This window comes from Burkholderia sp. MS455 (assembly GCF_016899445.1).
Classification (GTDB): Bacteria; Pseudomonadota; Gammaproteobacteria; order Burkholderiales; family Burkholderiaceae; genus Burkholderia; species Burkholderia pyrrocinia_C.
On sequence record NZ_CP041779.1, the window covers coordinates 2,087,159 to 2,100,719 of the forward strand.

Consider the following 13,561-nt stretch of genomic DNA (forward strand, 5'->3'; position numbering starts at 1 on the left):
GGCAATAAAAAAGGCAGGCCCCGGTTGCCCGGGCGCCTGCCCTTGTCCGGACAGCGGAGGCCGCCCGGAAAGCTCGCGTACGCTTACGCGTGGTCGCCGATCACGTTGACCGTGACGTCGACGACGACGTCCGTGTGCAGCGCGACCTGGACGTTGTGCTCGCCGATCATCTTCAGCGGGCCTTCCGGCATGCGAACTTGCAGCTTCTCGACTTCGAAACCTGCCTTCTTCAGCAGTTCCGCGACGTCGCCGTTCGTGACCGAGCCGAACAGACGGCCGTCAACGCCCGACTTCTGCGTGATTTCGAACGACTGGCCGTTCAGCTTCTCGCCGACTGCCTGCGAGGCTGCCAGCTTTTCAGCGGCGATCTTTTCGAGTTCAGCGCGGCGCACTTCGAATTCGGCGATCGCTTCCTTCGTTGCACGGCGAGCCTTGCGGTTCGGGATCAGGAAGTTGCGAGCGTAACCGTCCTTGACCTTGACGATGTCGCCGAGGTTACCCAGATTGGCGACTTTTTCCAACAGAATGATTTGCATTCGAATTCTCCTTATGGCGTCGCCGAGTTACGCCTTGTGCTGATCGGTGTACGGCAGCAGCGCGAGGAAACGCGCACGCTTGATTGCCGTGTCGAGCTGACGCTGATAGTGCGACTTCGTACCCGTCAGACGAGCCGGCGTGATCTTGCCGTTTTCGCCGATGAAGTCCTTCAGCGTTTCCGTGTCCTTGTAGTCGATCTGATCGACGCCGGCGGCCGTGAAACGGCAGAACTTCTTGCGCTTGAAGAGCGGGTTTTGTTGCTGACGACGCTTGTCGAATTTTTTACCAGTCGGGCGGGCCATGATTTCAGTCCTTTCCAATGTCCTGCAATGCAGTGATGTGAAACACCAAGGTTCTCGCGTTGCGGCTTTTCTTTGCCAGGAAGCCCGTGAACAGCGTCTCGACGCCCATTTCACGGCTTTCCAGCCTGCCGCTCGCCTCACCGGCCGCCACCGCCTCGATCGTCATTTCGACCTGACGGGGAATGCCTGCTTCGACGACTTCCGTGCGGTGATGCAATGTGGCGCTTGCGATCGGAACGCCTGCCGGCGTATATCGCACCGGTGCGCGTTCGACGACGCTCGCCGTCAATTGCAACCTGTTCACGTGAGTGGCGCGCTCCTTGATGGCTTAATGAATGACGAACTTAAGCCTGCGCTTCGGTCGGCTGAGCTGCAGCCGCCTTCTTGGCTTCTTCGCGCTGAACTTCCTTCATCATCGGCGACGGGCCGGTTTCGGCCTTCTTCATCTTGACGATGAGGTGGCGCAGCACGGCGTCGTTGAACTTGAACGCGTGTTCGAGTTCGTCGAGCGTCGTCTGGTCGCACTCGATGTTCATGCAGACGTAGTGAGCCTTCGCGAGTTTCTCGATCATGTAGGCCAGTTGGCGACGGCCCCAGTCTTCGACGCGGTGGATCTGACCGCCGTGCGACGTGATCGTGGACTTGTAACGCTCGATCATCGCGGGCACTTGCTCGCTTTGATCGGGGTGCACGATGAATACGATTTCGTAATGACGCATTACACACTCCTTGTGGATTAAAGCCACCCGGGCGTCTGAACCGGTGTGGCAAGTGAGAAGCCGAAGATTCTAACCCGGATACGGGGCGCATGCAAGGCCAATCAACGATTCGCAGCCGGATTCGGCCGTGTTTTCAAAGACTTGAAGGGCTGGGCCTGCGTAATCGGCCGCCCGTCGCCCTTTTTTCGATCGGGGTCGGGACACAAGTGCACGGGCCGCGGCCCGTGCGTCGTCACTCGCTGCGCGTGCCGGCGAGCCGCGCGTCGAGCGCCGTCCTGAACGCCGCGAGCGCCGACGGCTCCGCGTCCGTCACGGCCCACCACGTCATCCCGGCCGCGTCCCAGCGGTCGAGCGCGTAGCCCTGCGACACGGTCGCGTACGGGGCCGCCGGCCCTTCACCCGCCGGCCGCACGTAGACGTCGATCACGTGCTGCCGGTAACGGTAGACGAGCACCGCGACGCGACGCCGCCCGACATAGTCGAGCCGGCCGCCGACCAGTGCGAAGCCGCTCGCCGCGAGATCCTCGACCGGCGGCGCATAGTCGAGCCGGCCGTTGAACCACGGCTTGACCGTATGCCGGTCGGTCGAGATCACGTCGATGGCGCGCGCCGACAGGTCGGCCCGCACGTGGCTCGCGACGAGTTCGTCGACCGTGCGGTCGGTGTCGGCGTGGCGCGCGGACAGCGCCATCCCGGCCGCCGCGGCAAGCGCGACCATCAGCGCCACGCCCCAGCCGAGCCCGGGCAGCGCGGCGACGCGCGGCCCCGGACCCGCCGGCGCCGGGCGTGCCGATACGCCGCCGCCCAGCCAGGAAAACCAGCGACGGCCGCGCGGCCGCGGCTGCGATCGCCGCTCGGGCTCGGGTTCCGCCCGGGATTGCCCGCGGGCGCGCCCGTCCCCGGCTGCCGGCAGGCTCGCAAGGATGCTCGCCCGCAGCGCATCCGGCGCGCGGTGATAGTCGGCCTGCCGCACGGCCTGCACCAGCGTGACGATCCGCGCGCGATCGCGGCGGCACGCGTCGCACCCGTCGACATGCTGCTGGACGCGCAACGCATCGGGCGCCGACAGCTCGCGGTCGACGTCCGCGTCCAGCAATGCTCGCGCTTCGTTACAGTCCATCGATAGCCTCCGATGCGGTTCCGCCTGCCGGCGTATGGCCCGGCCTGCCTTTGGCCGCCGGCGTGGTGTCGCCGCCCAGCAGCACGGCGAGCCTGCGACGGCCGCGCGCGAGCCGCGACATCACCGTGCCGACCGGCACGTCCGCGATCGCCGCGATCTCGCGGTAACTCAGGTCCTCCATCTCGCGCAGCACGAGCACCTCGCGGTATTCGGGCGGCAGCTTCGCAAGCGCCGCATTCACGAGCCGTACGTTCTCGCCGCGCAGCAATTGCGCGAGCGGATCCTCGGTCGCCGGTTGCCAGTCGTCGGGAACGTCGGTGTCGTCGAGCGTGTCGGGCAGCGCGACCTCGTGCGCGTGCGTACGGCGCCGCCATTCGGTGTACCAGGTGTGGCGCACAATCGTCAGCAGCCACGGCCGCGCGTTGTCGCCGCGACACGAATCGATGAAGCGCAGCGCGCGCATGCACGCGTCCTGGACGACGTCGTCCGCATCGCCGGCGCTGCCGCTCAGCCAGCGCGCGAGGTTGTACGCGGCGTCGAGATGCGGCAGCACGAGCGTACGAAACCGCTCGCCGCGCGCTATCGCATCGCCCTCCGCCCGCTCATCGACCGCCTGTCCGGCTTGCCCCACATGGCCTCCCTGGTCCCGGCGGCCGAAACCGCGCCCGTTCCGCGCATGGCGCCCGGACAGACCGGCAACGTGCGCGCTCGATGACCTTACCGTCGCTGCGTCGAGTTTATTCCCGCGCAACGCACACGAAGCGTAAAAAATCCATGGTCAGCCCTGTGGCCGGGCCGCCCGCCGCCGTTACGGCGTGGTGCTCCAGTAGCCGGGGCGCGCGTACGCGTCGCGCAGGTAGTCGATGAAATAGCGCACGCGCGCCGGCACGTAGCGCTGTTGCGGGTAGACGGCGAGGATGTCGTAGTCGGGCAGCGCATACTCGTCGAGCACGGTCTCGAGCTCGCCCGTTTCGAGCTGCGCGGCGATTTCCCACGTCGAGCGCCAGCCGAGCCCGAGGCCTTCGGCCACCCAGCGGTGCAGCAACTCACCGTCGTTGCAGTCGAGATTGCCCGCGACGCGCATCGTCGCGATCTTGCCGTGGCGCTGGAAATACCAGCCGCGGTTCTGCCCGCCCTGCAGGTTGAACGCGAGGCAGTTGTGCTTCAGCAGGTCGTCGAGCGACTTCGGTCGGCCGTGCCGGCGGAAATAGTCGGGCGTGCCGCACACGACGCGCCGGTTCGACGCGAGCTTCACCGCGACGAAGTTCGGATCGACGGCGCCACCAATCCGGATCGACAGGTCGTAGCCTTCGCGCACGAGATCGACGACACGGTCGGTCAGGTTGAACGACAGCTGCATCTCGGGCTTGTCGGCCAGGAAGCCCGGCGCGTGCGGCGCGACGTGCTTGCGCCCGAACGCGGCCGGCGCGGACACGATCAGGTGCCCGCTGACCGCGCGCCGCCCGGCGGCCAGCTCGTTCTCGGCCTGGTCCCATTCGGACAGCAGCCCGCGGCAGCGTTCGAGGAACGCGGCGCCGTCCTCGCTGACCACCAGCCGCCGCGTCGAGCGGTACATCAGCTTCACGCCGAGGCGCTTCTCGAGCGCATCGATGCGCCGCCCGAGCACCACCGGCGACACGCCCTCCTCGAGCGCCGCCGCCGCGAGGCTGCCGGCATCGGCAACCCGCACGAACGTCTCGATCTGCTTGAAGCGATCCATCTGCCGTCTCCGTTCCGACACCGGCGGGAAGCCCCGTCCGGCCGTCATTCCATACTTTTAGTTTCGAAATAAGCGACTCCGGCTGATCTTATCAAACCTTTCCTGCATCCCTAAAGTGTCCCCAACAGACCGATTCGCACGATCCGCCACATTCAAGGAGACATTCATGGCCAAGATGAGAGCCGTCGACGCAGCAGTGCTCGTGCTCGAGAAGGAAGGCATCCAGACCGCGTTCGGCGTGCCGGGTGCAGCCATCAACCCGTTCTACTCCGCCATGCGCAAGTCGGGTGGCATCAGCCACGTGCTGGCCCGCCACGTCGAGGGCGCCTCGCACATGGCCGAAGGCTTCACGCGTGCCGCCCCGGGCAACATCGGCGTGTGCATCGGCACGTCGGGCCCCGCCGGCACCGACATGATCACGGGCCTCTACTCCGCATCGGCCGACTCGATTCCGATCCTCGCGATCACGGGCCAGGCACCGCGTGCACGCTTGTACAAGGAAGACTTCCAGGCCGTCGACATCGAGTCGATCGCGAAGCCGGTCACCAAGTGGGCCGTCACCGTGCGCGAGCCGGCGCTCGTGCCGCGCGTGTTCCAGCAGGCATTCCACCTGATGCGCTCGGGCCGTCCGGGCCCGGTGCTGGTCGACCTGCCGATCGACGTGCAGCTCGCCGAAATCGAGTTCGACATCGACACGTACGAACCGCTGCCGGTCTACAAGCCCGCGGCCACCCGCGCGCAGATCGAGAAGGCGCTCGCGATGCTCAACGACGCGAACAAGCCGCTGATCGTGTCGGGCGGCGGCGTGCTCAACGCGGCGGCCGAAGACCTGCTCGTCCGGTTCGCCGAAACGATCGGCGTGCCGGTGATCCCGACGCTGATGTCGTGGGGTGCGATTCCGGACGACCACCCGCTGATGGCCGGCATGGTCGGCCTGCAGACGTCGCACCGCTACGGCAACGCGACGATGCTCGCGTCCGACTTCGTGCTCGGCATCGGCAACCGCTGGGCGAACCGCCACACGGGCAGCGTCGAGGTCTACACGAAGGGTCGCAAGTTCGTGCACGTCGACATCGAGCCGACGCAGATCGGCCGCGTGTTCGGCCCGGATCTCGGCATCGTGTCGGATGCGAAGGCCGCGCTGGAGCTGTTCGTCGCCGTCGCGCAGGAATGGAAGGCCGCCGGCAAGCTGAAGGACCGCAGCGCATGGGTCGCGGATTGCCAGCAACGCAAGCGCACGCTGCAGCGCAAGACGCACTTCGACAACGTGCCGGTCAAGCCGCAGCGCGTGTACGAAGAGATGAACAAGGTGTTCGGCCGGGATACGTGCTACGTCAGTACGATCGGCCTGTCGCAGATCGCCGCCGCGCAGTTCCTGCACGTGTTCAAGGCTCGCAACTGGATCAACTGCGGCCAGGCCGGCCCGCTCGGCTGGACGATCCCCGCCGCGCTCGGCGTGCGTGCGGCCGACCCGAGCCGCCCGATCGTCGCGCTGTCCGGCGACTACGACTTCCAGTTCATGATCGAGGAACTGGCGGCCGGCGCGCAATTCAAGCTGCCGTACGTGCACGTCGTCGTGAACAACTCGTACCTCGGGCTGATCCGCCAGGCACAGCGTGCGTTCGACATGGACTACTGCGTGCAGCTCGCGTTCGACAACGTGAACGCACCGGAACTGAACGGCTATGGCGTCGATCACGTGGCAGTCGCCGAAGGCCTCGGCTGCAAGGCGCTGCGCGTGTTCAAGCCGGAAGAGATCGAGCCGGCGCTGCGGCAGGCGCAATCGCTCGCGGAAGAGTTCAGCGTGCCGGTGGTCGTCGAAGTGATCCTCGAGCGCGTGACGAACATCTCGATGGGCACCGAAATCGACGCGATCAACGAATTCGAGGATCTCGCCGAAAAGGCCGAGCACGCACCGACCGCAATCTCGATGCTCGACTGATCCGCAGGACATTTTTGACTGACCGACCGAAGAGGCTTAGCTCATGCCGAAGTTTGCTGCAAACCTGACCATGCTGTTCAACGAAGTGCCGTTCCTCGACCGCTTCAAGGCGGCCGCGGACGCGGGCTTCGACGCCGTCGAGTTCCTGTTCCCGTATCCGTACGCAAAAGAGGAACTCGCCGAGCGGCTCGAAACGCACCGCCTGCGCCTCGTGCTGCACAACCTGCCCGCCGGCAACTGGGACCAGGGCGAGCGCGGCATCGCGTGCCTGCCCGATCGCGTCGGCGAGTTCCAGGAAGGCGTCGGCCGTGCGATCGAGTATGCGAAGGCACTGAAGGTGCCGCAACTGAACTGCCTCGTCGGCATCCCGTCGGCGAGCACGGCGCGCGACAAGACGTTCGTCACGATCGTCGACAACCTGCGCTTTGCGGCCGACGCGCTGAAGCGCGAAGGCATCCGCCTGCTCGTCGAGCCGTGCAACAGCTTCGACATCCCGGGCTTCGCGCTGAACCGTTCGGCCGAAGGGCTCGACGTGATCCGCGCGGTCGGCTCGGACAACCTGTTCCTGCAGTACGACATCTATCACATGCAGCGCATGGAAGGCGAACTGGCCGCGACGATCGAACGCAACCTCGCATCGATCGGCCACGTCCAGCTCGCGGACAACCCGGGCCGCAACGAGCCGGGCACGGGCGAGATCAACTACGCGTTCCTGTTCGCACTGCTCGACCGGCTCGGCTACAACGGCCACGTCGGCTGCGAATACAAGCCCCGTACCACCACGACGGAAGGCCTCGGCTGGCTGCAAAGCGTCGCCGGCTGCGCGCCGGGCTCGGCGCGCCGCGCCGCCTGAGATCCGCCCTTCCCGCTTTCGCCACTCCAGGAGACTTTCACATGGCAACCATCGGTTTCATCGGCCTCGGCATCATGGGCGCGCACATGGCGCGCAACCTGCTCAAGGGCGATCATCAGCTCGTCGTGAACGGTGCGTTCCCGATCCCGGACGACCTGCGCGCGAGCGCCAAGGTCGTCGCGAACTCGACCGAAGTCGCACGAAACGCGGACATCATCATCTCGATGGTGCCGGACACGCCCGACGTGCGTAACGTGCTGTTCGCCGACGACGGCGTCGCAAAAGGCCTGACGGCCGGCAAGCTCGTGATCGACATGAGCTCGATCTCGCCGCTCGACACGCAGGAATTCGCGAAGCAGATCAACGCGCTCGGCTGCGACTACCTCGACGCACCGGTGTCCGGCGGCGAAGTCGGCGCACGCGAAGCAACGCTGACGATCATGGTCGGCGGCCCGGAACGGGCCTTCGAGCGCGCGAAGCCGCTGTTCGAGAAGATGGGCAAGAACATCACGCTCGTCGGCGACAACGGCGCGGGCCAGACCTGCAAGGTCGCGAACCAGATCATCGTCGCGCTGAACATCGAGGCCGTCGGCGAAGCATTGCTGTTCGCCGCACGCTCGGGCGCCGATCCGGAGCGCGTTCGCCAGGCACTGATGGGCGGCTTCGCCGCGTCGCGCATCCTCGAAGTGCACGGCGCGCGGATGACGAAGCGCACGTTCGATCCGGGCTTCCGCATCGAGCTGCACCAGAAGGACCTGAACCTCGCGCTCGACGGCGCACGCAAGCTCGGCCTCGCCCTGCCGCATACCGCGAGCGCGCAGCAGCTGTTCAGCGTGTGCGCATCGCACGGCGGCAAGGCGTGGGATCACTCGGCACTCGTGCGCGCGCTCGAGATCATGTCGAACTTCGAGATCGGCCAGACGCCGGCCGCGTAACGCGGACGCAAAAACGCGCGGTTCCGCTGCAATGGCGGACGCGCGCGAAGAACACGCGCGATCCGGCCGCGGCCGGTCGCATCGATGCGCGACGCACGCGCGCATCACGGTGGGGCGCCCCGCCGCGCATCGCCAACCGCATGCGCGACGGGGCGAAAAACGCCGCTCTGGGCTGAGAGCGGCGTGGTGGGGTCCGCAGCGGCACCCGGCGGCGCCGGGGAAGCCTTGGTCGGTCAGACGTCGTCGTCGGGTGTCCGCCTGTCGGATTTCGCGTATTACATTTCTTTACGTTCGAGCGTGCGATTTTTCATGCAATCGTCGCGCTGAACGCCTACACTTTCGCCACGCCTTTCGAGAAAACCGCCGCGCTTGCGTTCACTCCGGTGAATGCGCCCAGCGCGGTGTTTTTTTCGCCACTTCACGGCGCGTTTTCTTTTCAACCACCTAAGGAGTGCAGCGATGGGTCTTCTTTCGTTTATCAAAGAGGCGGGTGAAAAACTGCTGGGTCATGCCGACGCGCAAGCGGCGGAAGATCCGAATGCCGCGAACCAAACCGCGGCCGATGCGATCAAGAACTACATCAGTACGCAGGGTCTCGACACGTCGAACCTGACGGTCGCGTTCGACGGCGCATCGCGCACCGTCACGCTGTCGGGCAGCGTCGCCGATCTCGACACGAAGGCCAAGGTCAAGGTCGCGGCCGGCAACGTGCAGGGCGTCGCGGGCGTCAACGACGACGATCTGCAGCCGGACGATCCGGAAGTGCAGTACCACGACGTGAAGCCGGGCGACACGCTGTCGGCGATCGCCAAGGAAGTGTATGGCGACGCGAACAAGTACCCGGCGATCTTCGAAGCGAACAAGCCGATGCTGTCGAGCCCGGACAAGATCTATCCGGGCCAGAAGCTCGTGATTCCGCCGCAGTCCTGAGCATCCGCGCAGGATTGAAAAACGGAAAAGGCAGGCCATCGGGCCTGCCTTTTTCTTTGGCGATGCCGCGCCGCGCGAGCGGCGGGCGGACATCGGTCAGAACGTATCGAATACGCGCTGCAGTTCGTCGCGCGCCCGGATGCCGTTCGCCAGCGCGAGCATCAGCAGCACGCGCGCCTTGAACGGATTCAGCGAGCCCGCGCTGACGAAGCCGAGCGCATCGTCGTTGGCCGCGCCGTTGCGCATCACATGCCCCGAGCCGACGCGCGACGCGCGGACCACGGCAACGCCCGCGCTCACCGCATCGGCGAGCGCCGCCTGCAGTGTCGCATGGATCGACCCGTTGCCGGTGCCGGCCACGACGAGCCCGCGCACGCCGGCCGCCACAAGCGCATCGACGGCCGTGCGCGTCACGCCCGCGTAGCTCGCGACGACTTCGACGGGCGGCCACGTTGCGGCGATCGCCAGTTGCGCATCGCGCGAGCGCGTGACGCGGCGCGCGAATTCGACGCGGCCGTCCTGCACCCAGCCAAGCGCACCGAGTTCCGGCGACTGGAATGCGTCGACCGCATAGGTGCTCGTCTTCACGACGTCGCGCGCGCCGTGGATCCGGTTGTTGAACGCGATCAGCACGCCCTGCCCGCGCGCGGCCGGATGCGCGGCCACCGTCACCGCGTTCAGCAGGTTCAGCGGGCCGTCGGACGACAGCGCGGTCGCCGGCCGCATCGCGGCCGTCAGCACGACCGGCTTGTCGCCTTTCACGACCAGGTGAAGTGCATACGCGGTTTCCTCGAGCGTGTCGGTGCCGTGCGTGATCACGATGCCGTCGACCGCCGGATCGGCCATCAGCGCGTCGATCCGCGCGGCGAGCGTGTTCCACAGCGGCAGTGCGAGATCCTTGCTGTCGATGCTGGCGATCTGCTCGGCGTCGATGCGCGCGACCGACGCGAGCGCCGGCACCGCGTCGACCAGGAAACCGACGCCGAGCGCGCCGGCCTGGTAGCCGGCCGTGCTGGCCGCGTCGGGCGCGGCGCCGGCGATCGTGCCGCCGGTGGCGAGCACGGCGATGCGCGGCAGGGTCGCCGCGGGCGGGGGGGATGCGGGATTCGGAGTATTCATGGCCGCGATTGTAATGGCTCGCGGCCGGGATCCGGCAGGTTCCGGCGCCACGGCCGATGCCGGCCGCCGCGCATCATGGTTTGTCCCGATCGCCCGGTCGCGCGCGTCGTCAACGGCCGCGGCGCCCGCAACGTTATAGGAAGTGCCGTTTCGGTGTTTTTCACATTGATTTGCCATAATCGGAGCGCACGGTGCGATGTGGCCCTATCCTCATCGCAACGTGCTTCGTGACGGCGTCGACAACACGCAATTCACCCCATGGGAGTGTCGAAATGAAAATCCAATCGCTCGTAGCCGCAGTGCTCCTCGGCGGCATGCTGGCTTCCCCCGCGTTCGCGGCGAACAGCCAGCAGGACAAGATGAAGGCCTGTAACACCCAGGCAGCAGGCAAGACGGGCGACGAACGCAAGGCGTTCATGAAGGACTGCCTGTCGGCGAAGCCCGCGAAGGCGATGACGCAGCAGGAAAAGATGAAGGCCTGCAACACGCAGGCCACCGGCAAGAAGGGCGACGACCGCAAGGCGTTCATGAAGAGCTGCCTGAGCAGCCAGCCGGCCGCCTGAGTTCCGGCGCTCCCGTATCGAATGCCGCGCACCGCTTCGGCGGGCGCGGCATTTTTGTTTTCGTTGCATGCGCATCGACGCGTACGCGCGTGAAGCGCCTGCCGCACGTGTTCCGCCGCCGTTCGACCGCCCGCCTCCACGCGTCCCGCTTTCCGGGCCCGCCGTACCGGCGCCGCCACATGGTGCGGCAATTCGACGCGTTTTCTTCTATGATGGCTGCAACGCGGCCCACCCAAGTACAAGAAGCGCCATCGGGCCGCCCTCGAGACGGACGCGCACGCGCGTCAATTGGAGGCATGGATGGCATGGAGACAACACCGCTGGTTCCGCCGCTGGCTGATCGTGATCGTGTTCTGGGCCGTGCCCGTCGCGATCGTCGCAGTACGCGAGATCCGCGAGGAAATGGCCTACAACAAGGCGGACCTGCAGCTCGCGCTGACCACCTGGCAGCTCACCGACGCGCAGCAGGCAGCCGGCGCCGCCGCGAAGTGTCACGGGGATCCTGACGAGGCGCGCGCGGCCGGCTGCCCGGCCGACGTGCTCGCCGCCAACGCGCCGCGCCAGCAGGCGGCCCGCGACGAATACGTGGTGCGCCGCACTACGCTCGCGGGCTATCTGTGGCATGCGTTCGTCGGCTACTGGGTCGTACCGGCCGCATTCCTGTTCGCCTGCGGCGTCGTGATCGCACTGATCCGCCGCGCGCTGCGCCGCCCGCCGATCAAGCCGCCCGTCCCGCCGGTCACGCACTGACCCGCCCGCAAGCGCCGTCGCTGCCCGATCTGCCGCCCTGGTTTCCCGCATGCCGACCCGCGCGGGGCGCGTCGGTACGCGGGCGCCGATCCGATCGGTCCGTTGGCGCACAGCGACACCGCCACCCCGATTTGACGCTCTTTCACGCACGAATGAAAAGGGGTTGTAATCCGCTGTGATATAACTGCCGACGTGATCCGCTCCTTGAGCGAGACTCACTCCGAACGTCATCCGATGGAGAATAACGATGCAAAAACGGAATCTTGTGCTGAAAGCCGCCGCTGCGCTCATCGTCGGTAGCCTCGCGCTCACCGGTTGCACCACCACCCCGGACAAGCCGGACAACGCCGCGACCAGCGCGTCGAAGCGTCAGGCAATCGACTCGAGCGTCGACGCAACGCTGTCGCGCCTGTATTCCACGGTCAAGGGTTCGCGTGAACTCGTCGCGAAATCGCGCGGCGTGCTCGTGTTCCCGAACGTGCTGCAAGCCGGCCTCATCGTCGGCGGCCAGTCCGGCAACGGCGCGCTGCGCGTCGGCGGCAGCACGGTCGGCTACTACAACACGTCGTCGCTGTCGGTCGGCCTGCAGGCTGGTGCGCAGTCGAAGGCGATCGTGTTCCTGTTCATGACGCAGGAAGCGCTCGACGAATTCCGCGGCTCGGACGGCTGGGCAGCCGGCGCCGGCGCATCGGTCGCGCTCGTGAAGATGGGCGCGAACGGTGCGATCGACACGACCACGGCCACCGCACCGGTCCAGGTCGTCGTGCTGACGAACGCGGGCCTGATGGGCGATGTGTCGATCAACGGCACGAAGGTCACGAAGCTCAAGATCTGACGCTCACGCACCGCCCGTGCGCACCGCGCACGGGCCATGCGCAAACGGCGATGTCCTTGCGGGCATCGCCGTTTTTTTATCCGCCCGCGCTCCGCGTCAGGTCGTCGAGTCGATCACCTTGAAGCGCGAGCGCTTCTGCGCGCGGATCACCGACTGGTAGACGTCGACGTACTGCTGCGCCATCCGCCGCGACGTGAAGCGTTCCTCGAAGCGCTGCCGCACGCGCGCACGCGGCAGCAGGTGCAGCCGGTTCACGGCAGCCACCGCACTGATTTCATCCTCGACGATGAAACCCGACACGCCCTCGTCCAGCACCTCGGGCACCGCACCGCGATTGAACGCGACCACCGGCGTGCCGCACGACATCGCCTCGATCATCACGAGGCCGAACGGCTCCGGCCAGTCGATCGGGAACAGCAGCGCATGCGCGCCCGACAGGAATTCGGCCTTCTGGTGATCGGCGATCTCGCCGATGTATTCGACGTGCGGCAACGCGAAGAGCGGCTTGATCTCGCGGTCGAAGTATTCCTGGTCGGCCGCATCGATCTTCGCGGCGATCCGGATCGGCAGCCCGCACTGGCGCGCGATGCGAATCGCCGTGTCGACGCGCTTCTCCGGCGAGATGCGGCCGAGGAACGCGAGATAGCGCGGCTCGACGGGCTGCGGCATGTACAGCGTATCGGGCAACCCGTGGTAGACGGTCGTCAGCCATTTCGCCTGCGGCAGCGGCTGGCGTTGCGAGTTCGAAATCGAAATCACGGGCGCCGTGTTGAAGGTGTCGAACACCGGCTGCTGCTCGGGCAGGTCGAGCCGGCCGTGCAGCGTCGTCACGTAAGGCGTTTCCTGCCGGTTGAAGACCGAGAACGAGTAGTAGTCCATGTGGAAATGGAGCACGTCGAAGTCCTTCGCGCGGCGCGCGACCGTCTCCATCAGCAGCATGTGCGGCGCGACGCGGTCGCGAATCGACGTGTCGAGCCGCAGCGCGCGCGGCCAGACCGGCTCGAGCTTCGCCCGTGTCGTCGAGTCGCCGCTCGCGAACAGCGTCACATCATGGCCGAGATCGACGAGCGCCTCGGTGATGTAGGACACGACGCGCTCCGTGCCGCCGTACAGCTTCGGCGGCACCGATTCGGTCAGCGGGGCGATCTGGGCAATTCTCATGGTCCACGTCTCCTGTGTCCTGTCCCGTTCGGCAGGCGGGAGCATGCGCTTTTCGCGCGCCCCCGCCCCGTGCAG

16 protein-coding genes are annotated in these 13,561 nt (G+C 66.6%); 7 read left to right on the forward strand and 9 right to left on the reverse strand.

Annotated features, from left to right (window positions below; translation table 11 throughout):
* Positions 1-83: 83 nt before the first annotated feature.
* From rplI to FPJ27_RS28715, 7 genes are all read right to left on the reverse strand, one after another.
* Complete coding sequence (rplI, locus tag FPJ27_RS28685; RefSeq protein ID WP_047900882.1) at positions 84-536, reverse strand: 50S ribosomal protein L9; 453 nt, start codon at positions 534-536, stop codon at positions 84-86.
* Between the two features lie 27 nt (positions 537-563).
* Positions 564-839 carry a 30S ribosomal protein S18 gene (gene rpsR, locus FPJ27_RS28690; protein ID WP_034181234.1) on the reverse strand — a complete coding sequence of 92 codons (276 nt, stop codon included), beginning with the start codon at positions 837-839 and terminating at the stop codon, positions 564-566.
* Positions 840-843: 4 nt separating this feature from the next.
* Positions 844-1,143: a primosomal replication protein N gene (priB, locus tag FPJ27_RS28695; RefSeq protein WP_011657069.1), complete on the reverse strand. Its 300-nt coding sequence runs from the start codon at positions 1,141-1,143 to the stop codon at positions 844-846.
* A 40-nt stretch (positions 1,144-1,183) separates the two neighbouring features.
* A complete protein-coding gene (gene rpsF / locus FPJ27_RS28700) occupies positions 1,184-1,558 on the reverse strand; it encodes a 30S ribosomal protein S6 (RefSeq protein ID WP_004193673.1) in 375 nt (124 codons plus the stop codon).
* Between the two features lie 232 nt (positions 1,559-1,790).
* Positions 1,791-2,678 carry a zf-HC2 domain-containing protein gene (locus FPJ27_RS28705; protein WP_204423557.1) on the reverse strand — a complete coding sequence of 296 codons (888 nt, stop codon included), beginning with the start codon at positions 2,676-2,678 and terminating at the stop codon, positions 1,791-1,793.
* On the reverse strand, positions 2,668-3,309 hold the full coding sequence (locus FPJ27_RS28710) for an RNA polymerase sigma factor (RefSeq protein ID WP_204423558.1): 642 nt from the start codon (positions 3,307-3,309) through the stop codon (positions 2,668-2,670). Before FPJ27_RS28710 ends, FPJ27_RS28705 begins: the two co-directional genes overlap by 11 nt.
* 177 nt (positions 3,310-3,486) lie before the next feature.
* Positions 3,487-4,398, reverse strand: a complete 912-nt coding sequence (locus FPJ27_RS28715) for a LysR family transcriptional regulator (RefSeq protein ID WP_152857503.1) — start codon at positions 4,396-4,398, stop codon at positions 3,487-3,489.
* A gap of 166 nt (positions 4,399-4,564) precedes the next feature.
* Here FPJ27_RS28715 and gcl point away from each other — a divergent pair, with 166 nt between their 5' ends.
* From gcl to lysM, 4 genes are all read left to right on the forward strand, one after another.
* Positions 4,565-6,340: a glyoxylate carboligase gene (gcl, locus tag FPJ27_RS28720; RefSeq protein WP_204423559.1), complete on the forward strand. Its 1,776-nt coding sequence runs from the start codon at positions 4,565-4,567 to the stop codon at positions 6,338-6,340.
* 43 nt (positions 6,341-6,383) lie between these two features.
* Positions 6,384-7,193, forward strand: a complete 810-nt coding sequence (gene hyi / locus FPJ27_RS28725; protein WP_204423560.1) for a hydroxypyruvate isomerase — start codon at positions 6,384-6,386, stop codon at positions 7,191-7,193.
* Between the two features lie 41 nt (positions 7,194-7,234).
* Positions 7,235-8,128: a 2-hydroxy-3-oxopropionate reductase gene (locus tag FPJ27_RS28730; protein ID WP_204423561.1), complete on the forward strand. Its 894-nt coding sequence runs from the start codon at positions 7,235-7,237 to the stop codon at positions 8,126-8,128.
* Between the two features lie 459 nt (positions 8,129-8,587).
* The gene (gene lysM, locus FPJ27_RS28735; protein WP_047900890.1) at positions 8,588-9,058 is read left to right on the forward strand and encodes a peptidoglycan-binding protein LysM; all 471 of its coding nucleotides are present in this window, start codon (positions 8,588-8,590) and stop codon (positions 9,056-9,058) included.
* 96 nt (positions 9,059-9,154) lie between these two features.
* Here the strand turns inward: lysM and FPJ27_RS28740 are convergent, their stop codons facing one another.
* Complete coding sequence (locus tag FPJ27_RS28740; protein WP_204423563.1) at positions 9,155-10,177, reverse strand: asparaginase; 1,023 nt, start codon at positions 10,175-10,177, stop codon at positions 9,155-9,157.
* 272 nt (positions 10,178-10,449) lie between these two features.
* On the opposite strand from FPJ27_RS28740, the gene FPJ27_RS28745 reads away from it, so the two are divergent.
* The 3 genes from FPJ27_RS28745 (at position 10,450) to FPJ27_RS28755 (ending at position 12,325) form a co-directional block, all read left to right on the forward strand.
* Positions 10,450-10,740: a PsiF family protein gene (locus tag FPJ27_RS28745; RefSeq protein WP_034181226.1), complete on the forward strand. Its 291-nt coding sequence runs from the start codon at positions 10,450-10,452 to the stop codon at positions 10,738-10,740.
* A 300-nt stretch (positions 10,741-11,040) separates the two neighbouring features.
* On the forward strand, positions 11,041-11,490 hold the full coding sequence (locus FPJ27_RS28750; RefSeq protein WP_072437185.1) for a hypothetical protein: 450 nt from the start codon (positions 11,041-11,043) through the stop codon (positions 11,488-11,490).
* Between the two features lie 247 nt (positions 11,491-11,737).
* Positions 11,738-12,325: a YSC84-related protein gene (locus FPJ27_RS28755; protein ID WP_072437184.1), complete on the forward strand. Its 588-nt coding sequence runs from the start codon at positions 11,738-11,740 to the stop codon at positions 12,323-12,325.
* Positions 12,326-12,421: 96 nt separating this feature from the next.
* Here FPJ27_RS28755 and FPJ27_RS28760 read toward each other — a convergent pair whose 3' ends face one another.
* Positions 12,422-13,486 (reverse strand): glycosyltransferase family 4 protein, encoded by a 1,065-nt coding sequence (locus tag FPJ27_RS28760; RefSeq protein ID WP_072437182.1) that lies wholly within the window; start codon positions 13,484-13,486, stop codon positions 12,422-12,424.
* Between the last annotated feature and the right edge of the window lie 75 nt (positions 13,487-13,561).